Here is a 17,849-nt window from a genome sequence, read left to right as displayed (position 1 = left end):
TCGATACGGACGCGGACGGTTCGATCAACGAAGGTGGATGCTGCAGGTGTCTCCGTCACATGATTTGCCGGCCAAGCGGTAACGTCGTTTGGCGACCTGTTGGTATAGCCAACGCCATAGCGACGCGGTTCCCGGCAAGTGCAGGATCGGCACCGCCGGCCAGAGCAAGGGTAAGCGACGCGACAGATAACGCACCGCTTCGCTGCCACCGTGGGCGTCGCCGTTCTGGTCGACGACATACATCTGTTGCATCAGATCTTCGTACTGCAAGTCTGGGTACCGATCGTTGACGCGGTCGTCATGCAGCGAAAGAAACGTCAAACGGCCGCTAAGATCCAGGCGATGCAAGCGTTGAACTTGGGCGCGACAGAAATTGCATTGCCCGTCGTAAATGACGACGTCCGATGATTCCATTGAATCTGGATCTGGCAGATCGATTTTTTCGGACGGTGACGACATGACAAGTGTCCAGGACCTCGGCAGCGGCATCTTGAGCCGGATTGAGGTCAAAAAAGGGCGGTGTGGTGGTTCGGATCGCTATACTGCGAACAGGTGAAAAACGCGTGCCAGTGGCACGCCAGTGACAGGCGAAGTGACAAAATGGCGTCCTTTGCCTATTAGAACCGTACCTCTTCTCCAGGCGGCAACCCATGAATTCGATTGAATCCACCGTCAGCAGAGCCCGGATTCGAATGATTTTGGGACGATTCGGCCGATTGTGCTGCTGGACCATCGCGGTCGGTTTGGCAATCGCGGCTCTGGCCATCGTGTCGGTCGTTTGGTGGGACGTTCCGGTCGATTTGACGAATTGGGCGATCGGTTGCGTGGCCACAGGATTGGGTGGCGGAATGGCAGTGGCCGCGTGCATCGCCGGCTGGTCCGCGCCAAGTCGACAGGCCGCAGCCGAAGAAGTTGATCGACGTTTCGGTTTGCGCGAACGTGTCGGCAGCGCAATGGGCATGTCGCATTCCCAGCGTGAAACGGAGTTCGGCAAGGCTTTGGTTTCCGACGCCGACGTCAGGGCAGGGCAGTTGGCGGTGGCCGACCGCTTTGCCTTGCGTCCGAGCCGTCTGGGATGGTTGCCGCTGTCGATGGTGCCGGTGTGTATCGCGGCTTTCTTGCTGGTCAAACAATATGGGGACGCGCCGTCGGCGGTCATCGAGGCGACCGAAGTTTCGGCGGAAACGAAGCAAGTTCAAACCGTGGCACGTCAGCTTCGCAAGACGCTGAAGGAACAAAAAGAACGCGCCGAAGCGGAAGGTTTGGAAGAGGCGCGTGAGTTGTTTGAAAAGATGGAAGCTGATCTGGAAAAGGTCGCTCAGCAGAAACAGATGTCGCGCAAGGAGGCATTGATTGCGCTGAACGAATTGAAAGACCAGTTGGATCAGCGGCGTGAAAACTTGGGATCACCTGAGCAGATGCGCCGGGCAATGTCGCAAATGAAGGGGCTGGATTCCGGACCGGCGAAAAAGGTCGCCGATGCCATCAAGGACGGTCAGTTCGGTGACGCGCAAAAGATGATCAAAGATCTGGCAAAGAAAGTGCGGGAAGGCAACCTGTCCAAAGCGGACCAGAAAAAGCTGGCCGAGCAGGTCAAGCAAATGCAACAACAGATGAAGCAGGCGGTCGAAAATCACGAGAAGAAAAAACAGGACCTGCAACGACAGATTGATCAGGCGCGGCGCGAGGGCCGCACGTCCGACGCCGAACAGATGCAACAGAAGCTGGATCAATTGCGTCAACAAGACGGTCAGATGCAAAAGATGCAGCAGATGGCCGAAGCAATGTCCAACGCCGCCCAGGCAATGGAGCAGGGCGATGCTTCATCCGCGGCCGATGCCATGCAGCAGATGGCTGATCAACTGGGCGACATGGCCGACGAAATGTCAGAACTGGAAGACCTGCAATCGGCGATGGATGACTTGCTGCAATCCAAGCAACAGATGGGGTGTCAGCAATGTCAGGGCATGGGTTGCCAAGGGTGCCAAGGTGGGATGCAAGGGGACAAACCCGGCAACGGACTCGGCCGCGGGGCGGGCCAGGGCGACCGCCCCGAATCGGAAACCGACACCAATTTCTATGACTCGCAAGTTCGTGGCGATGTGCGTCGGGGACGAGCGATTATCGCCGGTTTTGCCGACGGACCGAACCGCAAGGGAGTCACCCGCGAAGACCTGAAATCGGTGATCGAGAGTGAATTGGATGAAGCGGCCAACCCGCTGGAGAATCAGAATCTTCCCCGTGCCGAACAAGAACATACGCAGCAGTACTTTGATCGCCTAAGGTCGGGTCGGTGATCACCCGCGGTGACGCCGCCAAACAGGCACACGCTTCTAGCGTATTTCTGCCAATGCGACGGCGAGCGTCTGGCCAGGTTCGTGGCTGATTGGAAATTCAATCTGTTGCGCAACGGTCGTCAAGTCTTCATCGTGTCTTCATGGCTGCCGGATAGACTATCGGCAACGATGAACGCCCCCGAACATGATCCTGCCAGCCCATTCCGCATCAGCCTGGTTTCCCGCAACACGGAAACGAATGGTTCGCGGTACCCTGTGGATCCCAAGGGATTCGTCATTGGTCGGCACGATGGTTGTCATCTGCGGCTGAAAAGTCGGTCCGTCAGCCGCCGGCATTGCCAGATTGCGGTCTACAAGAACCGCGTGGTTGTCTGTGATTTGGAAAGCCGCAACGGCACTTTGATCAACGGGGCACGTTGCAAGCCGAAGCGATGGTGTTTGCTGTGGCACGGCGACACGTTGAAGATCGGTAAACGCTTGTTCCGTGTGTCCATTCGTGATTCGGTGTCGCGTGAAGCGGTGACACCGGACACCATTGCGTCGATTGAATCGGGCGGCAGTCGCAAGAAAGACGATGTCGCTGCTGCGACGCAGGCCGCCAATCCGGTCGAGTCCAACAAGAGTGTGGACGAGTTGTTCGAGGAATTGGAGCAACTGAAGTCATCGTTCAGCCTGGGCGTATCGGACGACCTGTCGCAAGGCAATTTGATCGATGAGGAAGATGTTCAACCCAGCGGCGACACGACAATGGACGAGTCGGCATACGCCGATACGTCCGCCGGCAGTTTTCTAGCGGAAACCGCCGAAGCCATCGTGGGCAAGGACGATTCGGTGTTTCGCATCGACCCGGCAGAGGCCGACGAGCATCCGCTTGATGAAGATGGTGATGACGAAAACCCCAGGGTTGGCAAGCTGCCTGACCACATCAAGCATCGCCGTACGGTAGATTCTAAGAACGCTGCCGAAGAGGCGTTGAAGCGGTTTTTTGAAGGTCGCTAGCCGTATCGCCTCTGATTTGCCGGTTGTTCCACGAACTGAACCGGTGTGATCTGCAATGCCGCTATTCGGCAGCACCGGTTTCTGGGGAACCGTTTTCTTCGTTCCGCAAAGGTGTCCTGTCGTGCGTTTGTTTTCGCTTCTGTTTGTATTGACCCAGGGGATTGTGTTAGGTGGGCTTTCGGCGACCGCCGCTGAAAAGAACGAACAGATTCAGACGCCCGCCAACGTTCTGTTGATATGTGTCGATGATTTGAGACCGGAACTGAATTGTTTCGGTCAGTCGTACATCCAGTCACCCGCGATTGATGCGTTGGCCGAGGATGGCGTTCGGTTCACGCGGCACTATGTCCAAGCCCCGACCTGTGGTGCGTCCCGCTACGCCATGTTGACCGGACGATACGGGCCGTACGGAAACGCCGCCCTGTTGAATCGGGGCAAGACCATTTTGAAACAGGGCGATGACGCGGATCATCCCACGATGCCTGGTTGGTTTCGCCGCAACGGTTACGCAGCCGTGTCGGTCGGCAAGGTCTCGCATCATCCTGGTGGACGTGCGGGAGCGGATTGGGACGATGGCAGCCAGCCGGAAATGCCAGGCGATTGGGATCGCCATTTGATGCCCTGCGGCCCTTGGAAGCATCCGCGCGGGGCGATGCACGGGCTGGCCAATGGCCAAATCCGAAGCGACGCGGGAAAGATGGATGTATTCGAAGCGTTCGATGGGCCCGATGAAAGTTATCCCGACGGATTGATTGTCGAAACGGCGTTGACTGAAATGCGGCGTTTGCAGGGGGACGCATCTGGGAAGCCATGGTTCTTGGCCGTCGGCTTGATTCGGCCTCACTTGCCGTTTGGCGCACCGGCCAAGTATTTGCAACGCTATGACGGTGTCTCTTTGCCGCCGATCGAGCATCCGCAAAAACCGGAAGGCGAAACGACATGGCATCGGTCAGGGGAATTCATGAAGTACAACCGTTGGGGACGTGATCCCAACGTCGATCATGAATTTGCCACCGAAGTCCGTCGGCACTATGCGGCTTGCGTTTCCTATGCCGATGCCCAAGTCGCCAAGCTGTTGGACCAATTGGATCAGCTGGCGGTCAGTGACAATACCATCGTTGTTCTGTGGGGAGACCACGGTTGGCATCTCGGTGAGCACGCGATTTGGGGGAAGCATGCTTTGTTTGAGGAAGCGTTGCGATCCCCTTTGATCATTCGTGATCCCGGATCCGCGTCACGAGGCGGCGTCGTCAACCGTGTCGTGGAATCGATTGACATCTTTCCAACGCTGTGTGATCTGGCGTTGTTGCCAATGCCCGAATTTGCCCATGGGCAAAGCTTGCGGCCACTTTTCGCTGATGACGATCAGGCCGCCGGGACAGCGGTTTCCTACACCAAGGCGACCACCATCCGGTCGGATCGCTTCCGATTGATTTTGCATCCGTCGGGGCATGTGGAACTGTACGATCATGCATCTGGCGACGGCGAAACGGTGAACGTTGCACCATCGCATCCCGATGTCGTGAAGAAATTGACACGGCAAATGCAAGATCGGCTGGCACGACGCGAACGTTAGTCCAGCAAGGTGATGTCGATCGATCGCGACGCCGATAGTTTGCGGCGTCCGGTGGTAGCATCGCACGACCGTTTCGAAATGTATTGCTGGCTTGGGGCGGAAAGCACAGTCGATGAACCAAAACCCCGATCCAACATTCGTCTATCGATCCGACGCTAACGATCCGAGCGCCGACCCCGGTTCGCTGGATGGTTCGCAAGGTCGCCGAGTCCCTGGCGGCGACGCCGATTCAATGTCCGGTGACGTTTCGGCGAACGGTCGCCCGCGAGTATGGACGGTCTTTGTGGCACTGATGCTGGGATTGGTGCTGGCCGTCGGCTTTCAAGTGTTGTGGGGGATCGCCATGGGGGTGATCGAGGCGGGGCGTGGGACACCGCCACAACAGATCGGCCCCAAATTGATGTCGCTGCTGACCGACCCGTGGGTCTTTCTGTTGATCCTGGTGATGTCGCAAGCCGGTTTTTTGCTTGCGGCATGGATTGGCATTTCCAGGTCTCCGGTTCCATGGCGACAACGAATTTCGTGGCGCCGGCCCCGGGCGGGATGGCACGTGTATCCGGTCACGATGCTCAGTTCACTGTTGCCGCTTGCGTTCGGGCTGTGGGCGGCGATCCAGGTCGCAAAGGTCATTCCGGCGGACACATCGCTTGAAGGATTGTTTGACAATTTCACGGTGGCCTCGGGAATCGCATTTGTCGTCTTGATTGGATTACTGCCCGGCGTGATCGAGGAGGTCTTGTTCCGCGGCTATGTGCAGACCCGGTTGGTTCATCGTTGGGGGGCGGTCATCGGTATTGCCGTCACGTCGATTTTGTTTGCGTTGGTCCATGGGGGGCCACATGCGATCGCCGCAGCAGCGGGGCTGGGGTGTTGGTTCGGCTACCTGGCCTATCGCAGCGATTCCATTTGGCCGACGATCGGTTGCCACATTTTCGTCAACAGCGGGCTGAATGCTTATCGCCTGTTGGTGATGTGGCTGGGTTGGACCGAGGAAACACAGACCGTTGTCGGCTGGAGCGCGACGATCGTCGGAGCGATCTTCTTTGCCGTTTGTTTGTGGCCTGGTTATTGGCAAAGCGCGCGTGAGCGGGATGCTGACGATGCGGATGCCGTGGAAATGCCCGAAACGGTACTTGGCGGGCGGTAGGACACAACGCGGAGATTGCGTTTGGCCGCGGCATGTCAATCGCGTCACGACGTGGCGATCAATGAATCAGCAACGCCGTGTCGTCTTAAGACAATCCGGCGAAAGCTTCTTCGATCAATTCGGATTGTTCCAGCTTGTGGGTGGCCATGCTGCCGGTGCTGGGGCTGGCCGATTCGCTGCGGGTGACTTCCCGAAACTTGTACTTCTGCAGCAGTTGGTCGCCGAAGTTCAGTTTCAGGTAGGGCCAAGCGCCCATGTTTCGGGGTTCATCCTGGACCCAAACGATCTCGCTTCCCTCGGCCAATCCTTCCAAGGCGCCGAAGAACTCGTCGACCTGCAGCGGATAAAGCTGTTCCAGTCGCATGATGGGAACACCGTCGAGCTCTTTTTGTTGACGCGCATCCAGCAAGTCGTAATAGATCTTGCCGGTGCACAGCAGCAAACGTTGACAGCCTTCTAAGCGAACCTTTCGGTCGGGAAGGATCTTTTTGAAGTGAGACTTGGCCAGGATTTTCAGCGGGCTGGTCACTTCCGGGTGTCGCAGCAGGCTTTTGGGCGTCAGAACAATCAGCGGCTTGCGCCACTTCATCAGCACTTGGCGACGCAACAGGTGGAAGTACTGGGCCGGCGTTGTCGGCTGACAAACTTGGATGTTGTCTTCGGCCGCCATCGCAAGGAAACGTTCGATCCGGGCGCTACAGTGTTCCGGGCCTTGGCCTTCAAAGCCGTGCGGCAGCAACATGACCAGGCCGGACAGCCGGTTCCATTTGTCTTCGGCCGACGCGATGAACTGGTCAACGATGACTTGGGCACAGTTCCAAAAGTCACCGAATTGTGCTTCCCAAGCGACCAAGCCACCGGGACAGTCCAGGGAATAACCGTATTCAAAGCCCAGCACGCCCGCTTCGCTAAGCGGGCTGTTGTAAAGCTCCAGACGGGCTTGGTCGTCGGTCAGGTGGGACAGCGGTGTGTAGGTTTCGCCGGTCTTTACGTCGTGCAAAACCGCGTGCCGTTGGCTGAACGTGCCGCGTTCGCAATCTTGGCCGGTGATGCGGATCGGATGTCCTTCGACCAACAGACTGGCAAAGGCGGCCGCTTCGGCAGTGGCCCAATCAACACGCCGGTTGCCCTCGGCCATTTCCCGACGCTGTTGCATCGGACGTTTTAGCTTTTTGTGCTGAGAGAATCCCTCAGGCAACCGGGTCAACCGGTCGATCAATTGTCCCAGCCGTTCTTTGTCATAGGTGGTGTCGACCGGGTCGGCCGGTTCGGGGCCGCCGTGGTAGTCGGCCCAGTTGGCCGCCAAAGTTTGGGTGTCGGCAACGAACGGTTCGTTCTTGCTGGCTTCGAATTCCGTTTCCAGTTTTTCGGTTCGTTCGCGATTGATCTCTTCCGCTTCTTCGGCGGTGATTTTGCCCAGCGACAACAGGCGTTCCAGGTATTTTTCGCGAACCGTGGCGCGGCGATCGATTTCGCTGTACATCCGCGGTTGGGTGAATCGCGGTTCGTCGCCCTCGTTGTGACCCCAGCGGCGAAAGGCGTACAAGTCAATCACGACGTCACGATGGAATGCCTTGCGGAAATCCATTGCCAAGTTGACGACTTGAGCGACCGCTTCGGGGTCTTCGCCGTTGACGTGAAAAATCGGGATCTGCAGCATCTTGGCGACGTCGGTCGCATAGGTGGTGCTGCGTCCGTCGCGTGGCAACGTGGTGAACCCGACCTGGTTGTTGATGATGATGTGCAGCGTGCCGCCGGTGCGATAGCCTTCCAGTTGGCTCATGTTCAACATTTCCTGGACCACGCCTTCGCCGGCAAACGCCGCGTCGCCGTGGATCAGGATCGTCATCACTTCTTCGCGTCGATCATCGCCGCGATTGTCTTGCTTGCAGCGTGAACGACCTTGGGCGACGGTATTCACGAATTCCAGGTGACTGGGATTGAAGCACAGCGAGATATGGATCGAGTCGCCGGCCGATGTCGTCCAGTCGCTGCTGTAGCCCAGGTGGTAGCGGACGTCGCCGCCGCCGCGGTGAAGTTCGGGCCGCGGATCGTCGAACGACCAAAAGATGTTCATGGCCCGCTTTTTCAGAATGTTGGCCATCACGTTCAATCGGCCGCGGTGGGCCATGCCCATGACGACTTCTTTGACGTTGTGCTGTCCCGCTTTTTCCAAAGCCAGGTCGATCATCGGGATCAGCGTTTCGGCGCCTTCGAGCGAAAACGTCTTGGCACCGACGAACTTGCGGCGCACGAATTCTTCGAAAATCGACGCGTCGGCCAGCCGTGCATAGATCCGCCGTTGGACGTCGTGCGACAGGTCCAAACGGTTTTCGGTCGTTTCCATCCGTTTTTGCAGCCAATCGCGGATGTTGCGATTGTCGATATGCATGAACTGGGCGCCGATGCCCCGGCAATACGTGTTCTGCAACTTGCTAAGGATCACGTCCAGCGTCGGGCCCGTGACGTTTTCCAGAATGCTGCTGTCGAAAGGACGCTTCAGGTCGTCGTCGCTAAGTCCGTGACTGGCCGGGCTTAATTCGGGGCAGTCCTGTCGGTTCAGCCCCAGCGGGTCCAAATCAGCGATCAGGTGCCCGCGGACACGATATTCCCGAACCAGTTGATCGATGCGGTCTTGGATGCGGGCCATCCAAAGTGCTTGGTCGGCCACCACATTTCCCGTCGATCCCGGGGGGGCCTGTAGGGCGGTTGCCGACATCGAACCGTCGCCGGTCAGGTGGCCGGCACCGTTGCCGCCCGCCGCGGCCTTGCCGGCCGCTCCGTTGCCCCCGGCGTTACCGGTGGAAATGGGAGCACCCGCACCGACCAAAAATTGCTCGAAATACTGACGCCAGGTTTCAGAGACGCTCGACGGATCGCGAACGTATTGGACGTACAGGTCATCGATGTAGTCCAAGCTATAGCTATTCATGGCGGCGGCAGGGGCCCAACACGGACGGGATGATCGCGGTGGTCAAGCTTGAATGCGGTGTGCAAACACGGGCGTTGCGAATGCGCGTGTCGTTGGTCTGGTCCACTGTACGGAATGGACCACGCCCGTGGTAGTCGATTCACTGCCCGATTCGCTCGATTTCCCAGGACACTGTCACCGACGAACCCTTCACCGCGACCTTGTGAATCGGACTTAGCTTGATAGGTTGATCGATCGGTCGCCAATTGTGGTCGCCGATCCACTTGATGACAGCTTAGTTCCGAGAAATTTTGAACCAACGATGGCCGTTCTGATCCAAGTCCGCGATGCCCATAAACGCTTCGGCGACCAGGTGCTGCTGGAGGCCGCCGAGGTGTCGCTGGTGGACGACAAAAAGGTTGGATTCGTCGGTCGAAACGGTGCCGGGAAATCAACGCTGTTGCGGGTCTTGCTGGGGGAGGAGGAACTGGAACAGGGCGAGGTCATTCATCACCCCAGTTTGCGGATCGGATACCTGCGGCAACACGCCCCGTTCCAGCCCGGCGAATCAGCATTGGACTTTCTGATGCGGGACAGCGGTGCCGAAGAATGGCAATGCGGCGAAGTCGCGGGGCGTTTCGAACTGAAAGGGGCCTACCTGGAAGGGCCGGTCAAGGAATTGTCCGGTGGTTGGCAGACGCGGGTCAAATTGGCGGCTTTGTTGCTGCATGACCCGAACCTGTTGATGCTGGACGAACCGACGAACTTTCTGGATCTGCGGACCCAGATTCTGTTGGAACACTTCTTGCGTGACTTCAACAAGGCGGCGCTGATCGTCAGCCACGACCGTGAATTCTTGAAAGCCACCTGTACCGAAACACTGGAATTGTCACGCGGAAAGCTGACAATGTTCTCGGGCAAAATTGACTCGTTCCTGGAACATCGCGAAGAACGACGCGAACACGACCGCCGGGTCAATGCGACCGTGCAAGCCAAACAGAAACAACTGCAGCGGTTCATTGACAAAAATCGAGCCAACGCGTCCACGGCGAGTCAAGCCCGCAGCAAAGCCAAGCAATTGGAACGTTTGCAAACGGTGGAATTGGAAACCGACGAACCGGTCGTGCGGATCCGTGCCCCACGAGTCCAGCCGCGTAACGGAACCGCCTTTCGCTGCGAAGCCATGGCGATCGGGTATCCCGATCACACCGTGGCGTCCGATATCGGATTTGAAATCGAACACGGCCAACGTGTGGCGATCGTGGGAGACAACGGACAAGGGAAAACAACCTTGTTGCGAACCCTGGTCCATTCGCTGGATCCGATCGAAGGCAAAATGAAATGGGGGCACGGTGTGAACATTGGCACCTATGCCCAGCACGTTTACACCAGCCTGGACGAACGCCAATCCATTCTGGAACACCTGGAATACAACAGTGATCCCGAGGTGACCCGGCAGGATTTGTTGGCCATGGCGGGGACGCTGTTGTTTCGCGACGAAGCGATCAACAAAAAGGTCAAGGTGCTGTCCGGTGGCGAACGAGCCCGCGTGTGCATGGCCGCACTGTTGCTGGGCAGCGACAACGTTTTGGTGCTGGACGAACCGGGCAACCACTTGGATGTCGAAACCGTCGAAGCCCTATGTGATGCCCTGCAACAGTACGAAGGCACCGTGATTTTCACCAGCCACGACCGGCACTTTGTCCGGCGGGTGGCCACCCGTGTCATCGAAGTCCGTGACGGGCGAGTGAAAGTCTATTTCGGCGACTATGACGAATATTTGCAGTCCGTCGAGGGCGAAATCGATGCCGAAGAACGTGAACGAAACGTCGCGAACACCAAGGACGGAAAGCAAAACACCGGCAAAGGTAAGTCAGGCAAAAAGACAGCGACCGATTACCGCCGCAGCCAACAAGAGAATCGTAAAGTCGAAAAAGAGATCAAGAACTTGGAAAAGAAGATCGCGCGACTGGACGACGAGAAAAGGAAACTGAACGAACAACTGTTGACCGAAACGGATCCTGACCAGGCGGTCAAGTTGCACGAACAAATCACGGACATAGATCAGCAATTGACCGAAGCGGAAGAACGCTGGTTAGAACTGTCGTCGTGAAATGACAATTTCACGAAGACGTCAGCGTCCCACCACAACTGCTACCCGCACCCGCGGTGCATCCAAAACAATGAGCGTCCGTTGCGATACGACGACCGCTTAAATCTTCCAAACGGTGATCCCACAGATACGATCCCGACAAGGATGCCGTGGGGATTCCCATGGCAAAGTTGAAATCGCAATCGTGCGTCCGACCCTGGCTGTCGATGTGGATCATGTGCCGGCACATCAAGTGATCGACGGAACTTGGATTGAAGGCAGCGATCAGCGTTTGCATGTATTGATCAAGTTGGCCGGATCTCTGTAGCGAGTCACGCCACCGTGCGATCGGCATGTTGGTGATCGTCCACAACTGGTTGAAACGTATTCCGTAACGCGACAGCAATTCGCGACGGTAATCTTCTTGCAGTTGTTCCTGGGGCGGTGGAAGCGAAACGCCAACGGGGTTGTAAACCAGGTTGAGCTGTAAACGCGGGTCGACCCCGTAGCCGACATCATTCAATCGCTTCAGGCCCGCGACGGAATCATCAAACGCATGGACGCCACGCTGTTTGCGAACGTTGTCAGGAAGATAGCAGGGCAGCGACGCGACGACTTCGACCGAGTGTTCGGCCAAGAAGTCCGGCACCCAGCCATAGGGTTCGTTACCGTCGGCGTCTTGGTGAACGATGATGGTCGGATTACAGCGGTCCATGACCGTGATCCCCAGTGACCGAATGCCTTGAACCAAGTCGCGAAAGTTGGGGTTCATTTCCGGGCTGCCGCCGGTGATGTCGACGACCCGAATGCCCGGGTTGTCGGCCAGCCATTGCAAAACCCGGTCGGCCGTTTGGCGATTCATGTTGTCCAACGCAGCGGTGCGTTTGGGCGACGATTCGACGTGGCAATGCTTGCAGGCCAGATTGCAAACCAGACCAATGTTGATTTGCAGCATTTCAATCTTGTTCGCTGCGTTCAGCTGACCGCCCCGCATTCGCGCATCAAACGAGTTCGATTGCACCAAGGGCAATTCGATTCGGTTGGCAAGCGGCTTTGATTTCGATTGGGGCATCGGATTGTCGATTGATGGCACTGTTACGAATGGGCACGCCACAAGTGGACTCACATGCGGGCGTTGCGGAATTTGGGGCTGATTCAGCAGCACCCGCCGCCCTGGTAATGCCATGTGGGATCGGTGACAACCAAATCCTTGCGTTGCAGCGCTTTCAAATTGGCGGCCGTTTTGTCGCAAACAGGGTAAGGCAGATTCCGCTGCAGGACATGCCCATTGCCGTCGTCCAGTTGTGGCTGGTCGCCGAAATACACGGCGGTTGCACCGGTAAAGATGCAGGCGCCGTCCGGGGGCACTTGTGTTTTGTGGGCGGCGACTTCGATCGTTTCCAACAGAATCGGTTCCCTCAGCTGGTACGTCACCGTGTCCAGCATGCGGTACGGCGTCCGTTTGCGAACTTCGATCGAACCAAAGCCGGCATCCACCATTTGATTCAGGTAATCGTCCAGTAACTGGCATCCCGACAGACATTCCGCTCGCCATTGTTCGTTGTTTTTCACGTGCGGTGGCAGAGGAACGGGAGTGATCGGATCGGACATCGACAGCCGTCCGCCTGGGGTCAATACGCGGTGCATTTCCGCTAGCGCTTTCTGAAGATCGCCGTCCGCCGTGAAAATGTTGAACAGGCAATTCTGTGCGGCCAAATCGATCGTGTCGTCGTCGACTGGCAGATTCAAAGCGTCTCCGTCGACGATCCGAACGAAAGACGGATCGAACCAGTCGTTTTCCTTCGCGGCCAAGTCCAAGTTTTTTGCTGCTGCTTGACGCATTTCCGCGACCGGATCGACCGCAATGACTCCGCCGGGGCGGCGACAGAAATAGGCCAGTTGCAAAGCTTCCAATCCGCCGCCGACACCGACGTACAACGCGGTGCAGTTCGGTGTGAAATCTTCGGGATGCACCGTCGACCCACAGCCGTAGTTCATCTCGTGCATGATTGGCGGGATCACGAGTCCCGGCAGGTACTGCGGCCGCTGTGGCACACAGCACAAGTTGGACGCGGGGGTCAACGCAGCATCGCGATAAACGTTTTGAACCGTTTGGTGATAAGTGTCAGTCGACATCGGCATGAACAAAATCGGAATGGATAAACACAGAACGCTGCTGTCCGAGCATCTTGAATGCCGGTAGCGATGCACTGGATGGCGCAAATACGGGGGACCGTGCGAAAGGATGACCTTTCAAGAAGACAACCTTGTTGACGGCCGTCTCGGATCGTGACCGCGTTGGGGTACCGATCAGGCAATGCACACAACGGCATCGTATCCGCCCCGTCTTCTGGGCAAAGGTCGCACAGAGAAAACTGAAGCGCGGCCGGGGCTACTGCGGTTGCTCGGATCCTTTTGCCTTCGGCCGACGTTGCTCAAGCCATGGCATGTCGGGAATGGATCCAGGGTTCTGTTTTGCCCAATCCGGTGTCGCAAACCATCGCAGCGGGGAAAAACGCGGGAAGGTTTCCCAAACATCCGCAGCCGATGGATCCGTTTGACGCAAGTCGCCGGTTGCGGCCAGATGAGACGACAGCCGTTTCAACAAACGCTGGTGTTGGGCTGCGAATTCATCGTCGCCGATCAGGTTGTTCAAGCACCCCGGATCGGTGACGACGTCGTACAGTTCCTCCGCAGGGCGTTTGGCGACAGCGGCGTCAAACAATGGGCGAACATTCGGATCGTCACGGTGGGCAATCATCCAGGCCAGTGTCGGACCGTTATCGATGTCGTGGTAACCACCGTGTTCAGGGCCTGGCTCCGCCCTGATCAGTCGGCCATTGCGATCGTAGGACGCCGAGCTGAATTTCTGGGGCGTACCGGCGGGCCAGCGTTCGGGTTTGAAATTTCGGATGTATAGAAAACGCGAATCGCGAACGCATCGACAGGGATACGAAAGGCTGTTGAACCGTGACGACGAATGGCGTTCGCGACCACTGAAGGCGGCGGTTGGCAAGGCGGCCGAATCGACGCCGGTCATCGCGCCCAGCAAGCTCGTGCCGGTCATGGCTTCACACTGACCAGCATCAATCGACGCGGCGTCGACAATGGTGCGTGTCACATCAATCAAAGACACGGGGGCATCGATGGTTTGTCCGGCCGCAATACGATCGGGCCAACTGATCGCCAACGGCATGTGGATCCCGTATTCGTACACGTTGGCTTTGGCACGTGGGAAAGGCATTCCGTTGTCACTGGTCACCACGATCAGTGTGTTTTGCAGTTCACCGATTGCTTCCAGCTTTTCCATCATGCGTCGCAAGTGGTCATCAAACCACTGGATTTCGTACAGATAGTCGGCCACATCACTTCGGATCTCCGGTGCATCGGGAAGAAACGGCGGCAGTTGTTCCGCGGTGACGTTGATCCCATTCTGGCGGCCGATTCCTTGCTGATAACCACGATGCGTCTCGTGGCCGCCGTACCAAAAGCAAAACGGTTGGTCTTGTCCTCGCTCGGCCAAGAAATCTTCGAAGTTCGCGGCGTAGTCTTTGTCTGAAATGCCGCTGGGGGATTTCTGCTTGCGTTTGTTGTAGACCTTTCCGGCCGGATTGTCCGGCCATCCATCGTGGCGTCCCGGTCCCCAGCCTTTTCCGGTTGATCCGACGTGATAGCCGGACCCCCGTAGTAGCTCGGGAAACACTTGTAGGTGCGTGGGAAAGGAGGATGCGTGAGTGCCCGCGGGACCGATCTGCCAAATCGGGCGACCGGTCAAAAAGGCGGCTCGCATCGGCGAGCAACCTGGTGACGGCGTGATGGCAGTGTCAAAACGGACGCCTGTCGCGGCGACACGATCAAACGCGGGTGTTGATACGGCGGTGTAGCCATAGGCCGAAGCGTGTGGATACGACTGGTCATCACAGATGGCAACCAACACGTTGGGACGCCGGTGGCTTGCGTTTGTTTCTTGGCCGAAAGAGCGGGGGCACTGAACGATGAAACCGCTTAGCAGCAAGGCCAGCCAGGTCAGTGAAAGGCAGGGGAGCGAACCGAAGCGGAGTCCGATTCGGGCGGTGCGAGGGCGGGAATTCATCGATGCCTGCGATCAGGTGGAGGATGCGAAACGAATGATGCAAAGACGCTTACGGCGGGGCGAAATGTGAAAAGTAAGGGTTGCGTCGCGGTTGCGAGTGGGGAGTGCCAGCGAATCGGGCTTTCTTCACCATGGTAACGGGGGCGGGCAAGCAAAAACGTCGGCGGCCGATCGGGAAAAACGCATTGGCAGCCTTCCCGGATCGGCCTAGCATGGATCGACGTGCTTTTTCTTGTGATCACCACGCCCATCGCTGCGGTCGGTTTACCGTCGTCTTGGTGATCCGTTTGTGACCGTTTGATTGCGGAATCTCGGTTCGATGTCTCATCGCCCGCTTCCACCCCCACCGCTGCGTATCGGCGACTTGGTTGTCGATCCGCCGATTTTACAGGCCCCGATGGCGGGGTTCACCAATGCGGCGTTTCGCGAGGTCGTTCGCCAGTTCGGTGGTGCCGGATTGTTGGCGACCGAAATGGTCAATGCTCGCGGGTTTGTCTGGATGGACCAGAACGAAGCGGAGCATCCGGATCGGTTGTGGGGCGTCGCGGAGGAAGCCAGGCCGCTGGCCGTTCAGATCTGGGACAACGATCCCGAAACGATGGCCAAAGTCGGCGTGCGACTGGCCCGGGAATACAAAGTCAGCGTCGTCGACATCAATTTTGGCTGTCCGGTTCGGCAAGTGACCGAAAAGGCTCACAGCGGCAGCTATTTGTTGCGTGAGCCTGATCGAATGTTTGCGATCATCAGTCGGTTGGTCGAAGTCTGTGCGCCCACACCAGTGACGGCAAAGATTCGCTTGGGATGTTCACCCGAAAGTATCAATGCCAACGAAGTCGCCCACGTGGTCGAAGAAGCTGGGGCTGCCGCGCTGACCGTTCATGGGCGAACCGCCAAGGACATGTTTCGCGGGCATGCCGACTGGGAACGTATTAGCGAGATCAAACAGCATTTGAAGAAGATCCCGTTGATCGGCAACGGCGATTTGGACAGCGCGGACAAGGTGGTCGCAGCGTTCAAGAATTATGACGTCGATGGCGTGATGATTGCCCGGGCGTGTCTGGGGCGTCCTTGGTTGTTCGCCCAGGCGGCCGCCGCGCTGCGTGGCGACGAAATTCCGCCCGACCCGACCTTGGTCCAGCAGCGTGACGTCATGCTGCGTCATTACCGATTGGTCGTCGATCGATTCGGCGAGGAGAAGGGCACGGTGTTGATGCGCAAATACGCTTGTTGTTATGCGCAGGGCAAACACGGGGCCCGTCACTTTCGCAGTCACGTCGCCAACGTGGCATCGGCCGAAGAATTCTATTCCGTGGTCGATCAGTATTTCCCACAAGACCGTCCGGCGGTGATCGCCTAACGGTCTTGAGTTTGCGACGCTTGCAACAGGCGCGTGACGTAATCGCTGAATCCACGCATGTCATCGGGCGGATCCTGTGGCCCGATGATGATCGGTCCGTCGGCCGAATCGTCCGGGTGCAGCCCATGACTGCCGTGGACCAAGGCGGTATCTAGCGGGACGACGTCCATCTTGTAGCGAAAGCCCAGCTTTTTCTGCAGCAGTCTTGCCACCACGCGGGGCATGCTGGTCTTGAAAAGTTCGCACGGGTCGTAGCCCGGCTTGCGATGAATGTCGACCGTGCGGGCAAAGTCCGGTGCCTGGCGATCGTCGTCCCAGTAGTAATAGCTGAACCACGTATCCGGATCCGCCAGCGCGATCAGTTGACCGCTGCGTGGATGATCTAGTTCCAGATCTTCCGGGGCGAACACCGATTGCACACCATCGGATTGTTCCAGCATCTTGGCCACGGCGGGAATGTCACTCGGATCTCGGACATAGATGTGGGCCAGTTGATGGTCGGCGACCGCAAACGCGCGAGATTCACCCGGCATCAGCATTTCGCCAAACGGACCACCTCGAACCGAGAGCAAGCCGTTGCCCCGCAGCAGGCGATTGAGATGGACGCATCGTTGGACGGGACGCAGCCCGTATTCGGAAACGATCACGACATCGGCGCCGATGTCATCCGCGGCGCTGATCACCGTCGCGACGCACTGATCGACTTCCTGCACGCGTGCGGAATCTTGGTCTGGGTAGCGTTGGTAGTCGTAATCCAGGTGCGGAAGATAACACAGCGTCAACGGTGGTTTTTGGGTTCGCATCACGGTCGCCGTCGCATCGGCGATCCAGCGGCTGGACGCCAGCCCCGCACCGGGGCCCCAGAAAGCGAAGAACGGAAACGGGCCGTGCTTTTGAACGAGGTTGCATCCCGTCTGGTCGATGATGTCAAAGACTTTGCTGCCGTCACACCCGTAGTGTGGTTTGGGCGTTGCGAAGTACTTGACCGATGACCCTTGGTTGAACCACCAAAACATGTTGGCGGTTTCCACGCCATCGTAGAACTTGCGACCTTGAACCAGCGAATTGGCTTGCTGCCAGAACCGGATTTCTTGGGTGTCCGGATAGAACCACCCGTTGGCCACGATGCCGTGATCCCGGGGTGCCAAGCCGGTCATCATCGTCGCTTGGCAGGTCGACGTCACCGCGGGCAGCGGGCTGGACCATGGCAGAGCGGTGTAACCGGGGGCGGATGCCAGCGTGGAAACAGATTCCGCGGATTTCAGCAGCTTGGGGGTCAGTCCGACAACATTGATCAGGACCAATCGTTTCATGTTGCGACGGTCCGATGCGTCATGGGGTGTCCGCGTCATCCGAGGGCAGGGTCAACACCCGGAA

General features: G+C 57.8%; 12 protein-coding genes. 6 read left to right on the top strand and 6 right to left on the bottom strand.

Features of this window, described 5'->3' with window-relative positions:
* Positions 1 to 24 precede the first annotated feature (24 nt).
* Entirely contained in the window at positions 25 to 459 is a 435-nt protein-coding gene (locus Mal65_RS22820) for a thiol-disulfide oxidoreductase DCC family protein (RefSeq protein ID WP_145303077.1), read from the bottom strand.
* A gap of 191 nt (positions 460 to 650) precedes the next feature.
* Between Mal65_RS22820 and Mal65_RS22815 the strand changes: the two genes are divergently transcribed.
* The 4 genes from Mal65_RS22815 to Mal65_RS22800 all read left to right on the top strand — a co-directional run bounded on the left by Mal65_RS22815 (position 651) and on the right by Mal65_RS22800 (position 6,019).
* Positions 651 to 2,297, top strand: a complete 1,647-nt coding sequence (locus Mal65_RS22815; RefSeq protein ID WP_145303074.1) for a hypothetical protein — start codon at positions 651 to 653, stop codon at positions 2,295 to 2,297.
* A 168-nt stretch (positions 2,298 to 2,465) separates the two neighbouring features.
* The gene (locus tag Mal65_RS22810; protein WP_145303071.1) at positions 2,466 to 3,296 is read left to right on the top strand and encodes an FHA domain-containing protein; all 831 of its coding nucleotides are present in this window, start codon (positions 2,466 to 2,468) and stop codon (positions 3,294 to 3,296) included.
* Positions 3,297 to 3,417: 121 nt separating this feature from the next.
* Positions 3,418 to 4,872: a sulfatase gene (locus tag Mal65_RS22805; RefSeq protein ID WP_231131220.1), complete on the top strand. Its 1,455-nt coding sequence runs from the start codon at positions 3,418 to 3,420 to the stop codon at positions 4,870 to 4,872.
* Positions 4,873 to 4,984: 112 nt separating this feature from the next.
* Complete coding sequence (locus Mal65_RS22800; RefSeq protein WP_145303066.1) at positions 4,985 to 6,019, top strand: CPBP family intramembrane glutamic endopeptidase; 1,035 nt, start codon at positions 4,985 to 4,987, stop codon at positions 6,017 to 6,019.
* A gap of 85 nt (positions 6,020 to 6,104) precedes the next feature.
* On the opposite strand, the gene Mal65_RS22795 is transcribed toward Mal65_RS22800, so the two are convergent.
* Positions 6,105 to 8,951, bottom strand: coding sequence for a 2-oxoglutarate dehydrogenase E1 component (locus Mal65_RS22795; protein WP_145303063.1), 2,847 nt, complete (start codon positions 8,949 to 8,951; stop codon positions 6,105 to 6,107).
* 301 nt (positions 8,952 to 9,252) lie between these two features.
* On the opposite strand from Mal65_RS22795, the gene Mal65_RS22790 reads away from it, so the two are divergent.
* The gene (locus tag Mal65_RS22790; protein ID WP_145303060.1) at positions 9,253 to 11,043 is read left to right on the top strand and encodes an ABC-F family ATP-binding cassette domain-containing protein; all 1,791 of its coding nucleotides are present in this window, start codon (positions 9,253 to 9,255) and stop codon (positions 11,041 to 11,043) included.
* A gap of 10 nt (positions 11,044 to 11,053) precedes the next feature.
* On the opposite strand, the gene arsS is transcribed toward Mal65_RS22790, so the two are convergent.
* The 3 genes from arsS to Mal65_RS22775 all read right to left on the bottom strand — a co-directional run bounded on the left by arsS (position 11,054) and on the right by Mal65_RS22775 (position 15,115).
* Positions 11,054 to 12,094 (bottom strand): arsenosugar biosynthesis radical SAM (seleno)protein ArsS, encoded by a 1,041-nt coding sequence (arsS, locus tag Mal65_RS22785; protein WP_165701472.1) that lies wholly within the window; start codon positions 12,092 to 12,094, stop codon positions 11,054 to 11,056.
* Between the two features lie 83 nt (positions 12,095 to 12,177).
* Positions 12,178 to 13,158, bottom strand: a complete 981-nt coding sequence (gene arsM / locus Mal65_RS22780; protein ID WP_145305135.1) for an arsenosugar biosynthesis arsenite methyltransferase ArsM — start codon at positions 13,156 to 13,158, stop codon at positions 12,178 to 12,180.
* Positions 13,159 to 13,414: 256 nt separating this feature from the next.
* Complete coding sequence (locus Mal65_RS22775) at positions 13,415 to 15,115, bottom strand: sulfatase family protein (RefSeq protein ID WP_145303057.1); 1,701 nt, start codon at positions 15,113 to 15,115, stop codon at positions 13,415 to 13,417.
* 319 nt (positions 15,116 to 15,434) lie between these two features.
* Here Mal65_RS22775 and dusB point away from each other — a divergent pair, with 319 nt between their 5' ends.
* Positions 15,435 to 16,472, top strand: a complete 1,038-nt coding sequence (dusB, locus tag Mal65_RS22770; protein WP_145303054.1) for a tRNA dihydrouridine synthase DusB — start codon at positions 15,435 to 15,437, stop codon at positions 16,470 to 16,472.
* On the opposite strand, the gene Mal65_RS22765 is transcribed toward dusB, so the two are convergent.
* Positions 16,469 to 17,785 (bottom strand): alkaline phosphatase family protein, encoded by a 1,317-nt coding sequence (locus tag Mal65_RS22765; RefSeq protein ID WP_145303051.1) that lies wholly within the window; start codon positions 17,783 to 17,785, stop codon positions 16,469 to 16,471. The genes dusB and Mal65_RS22765 overlap by 4 nt on opposite strands.
* Positions 17,786 to 17,849 lie beyond the last annotated feature (64 nt).

The organism is Crateriforma conspicua (assembly GCF_007752935.1).
Classification (GTDB): domain Bacteria; phylum Planctomycetota; class Planctomycetia; order Pirellulales; family Pirellulaceae; genus Crateriforma; species Crateriforma conspicua.
This window is presented reverse-complemented; position numbering and strand designations above follow the sequence as displayed.

What these genes read in the sequence shown, in the direction of transcription:
- Mal65_RS22820 (WP_145303077.1), bottom strand. Translation starts at nt 459, where the DNA reads ATGTCGTCACCGTCCGAAAAAATCGATCTGCCAGATCCAGATTCAATG.
- Mal65_RS22815 (WP_145303074.1), top strand. Translation starts at nt 651, where the DNA reads ATGAATTCGATTGAATCCACCGTCAGCAGAGCCCGGATTCGAATGATT.
- Mal65_RS22810 (WP_145303071.1), top strand. Translation starts at nt 2,466, where the DNA reads ATGAACGCCCCCGAACATGATCCTGCCAGCCCATTCCGCATCAGCCTG.
- Mal65_RS22800 (WP_145303066.1), top strand. Translation starts at nt 4,985, where the DNA reads ATGAACCAAAACCCCGATCCAACATTCGTCTATCGATCCGACGCTAAC.
- Mal65_RS22795 (WP_145303063.1), bottom strand. Translation starts at nt 8,951, where the DNA reads ATGAATAGCTATAGCTTGGACTACATCGATGACCTGTACGTCCAATAC.
- Mal65_RS22790 (WP_145303060.1), top strand. Translation starts at nt 9,253, where the DNA reads ATGGCCGTTCTGATCCAAGTCCGCGATGCCCATAAACGCTTCGGCGAC.
- arsS (WP_165701472.1), bottom strand. Translation starts at nt 12,094, where the DNA reads ATGCCCCAATCGAAATCAAAGCCGCTTGCCAACCGAATCGAATTGCCC.
- arsM (WP_145305135.1), bottom strand. Translation starts at nt 13,158, where the DNA reads ATGTCGACTGACACTTATCACCAAACGGTTCAAAACGTTTATCGCGAT.
- Mal65_RS22775 (WP_145303057.1), bottom strand. Translation starts at nt 15,115, where the DNA reads ATGAATTCCCGCCCTCGCACCGCCCGAATCGGACTCCGCTTCGGTTCG.
- dusB (WP_145303054.1), top strand. Translation starts at nt 15,435, where the DNA reads ATGTCTCATCGCCCGCTTCCACCCCCACCGCTGCGTATCGGCGACTTG.
- Mal65_RS22765 (WP_145303051.1), bottom strand. Translation starts at nt 17,785, where the DNA reads ATGAAACGATTGGTCCTGATCAATGTTGTCGGACTGACCCCCAAGCTG.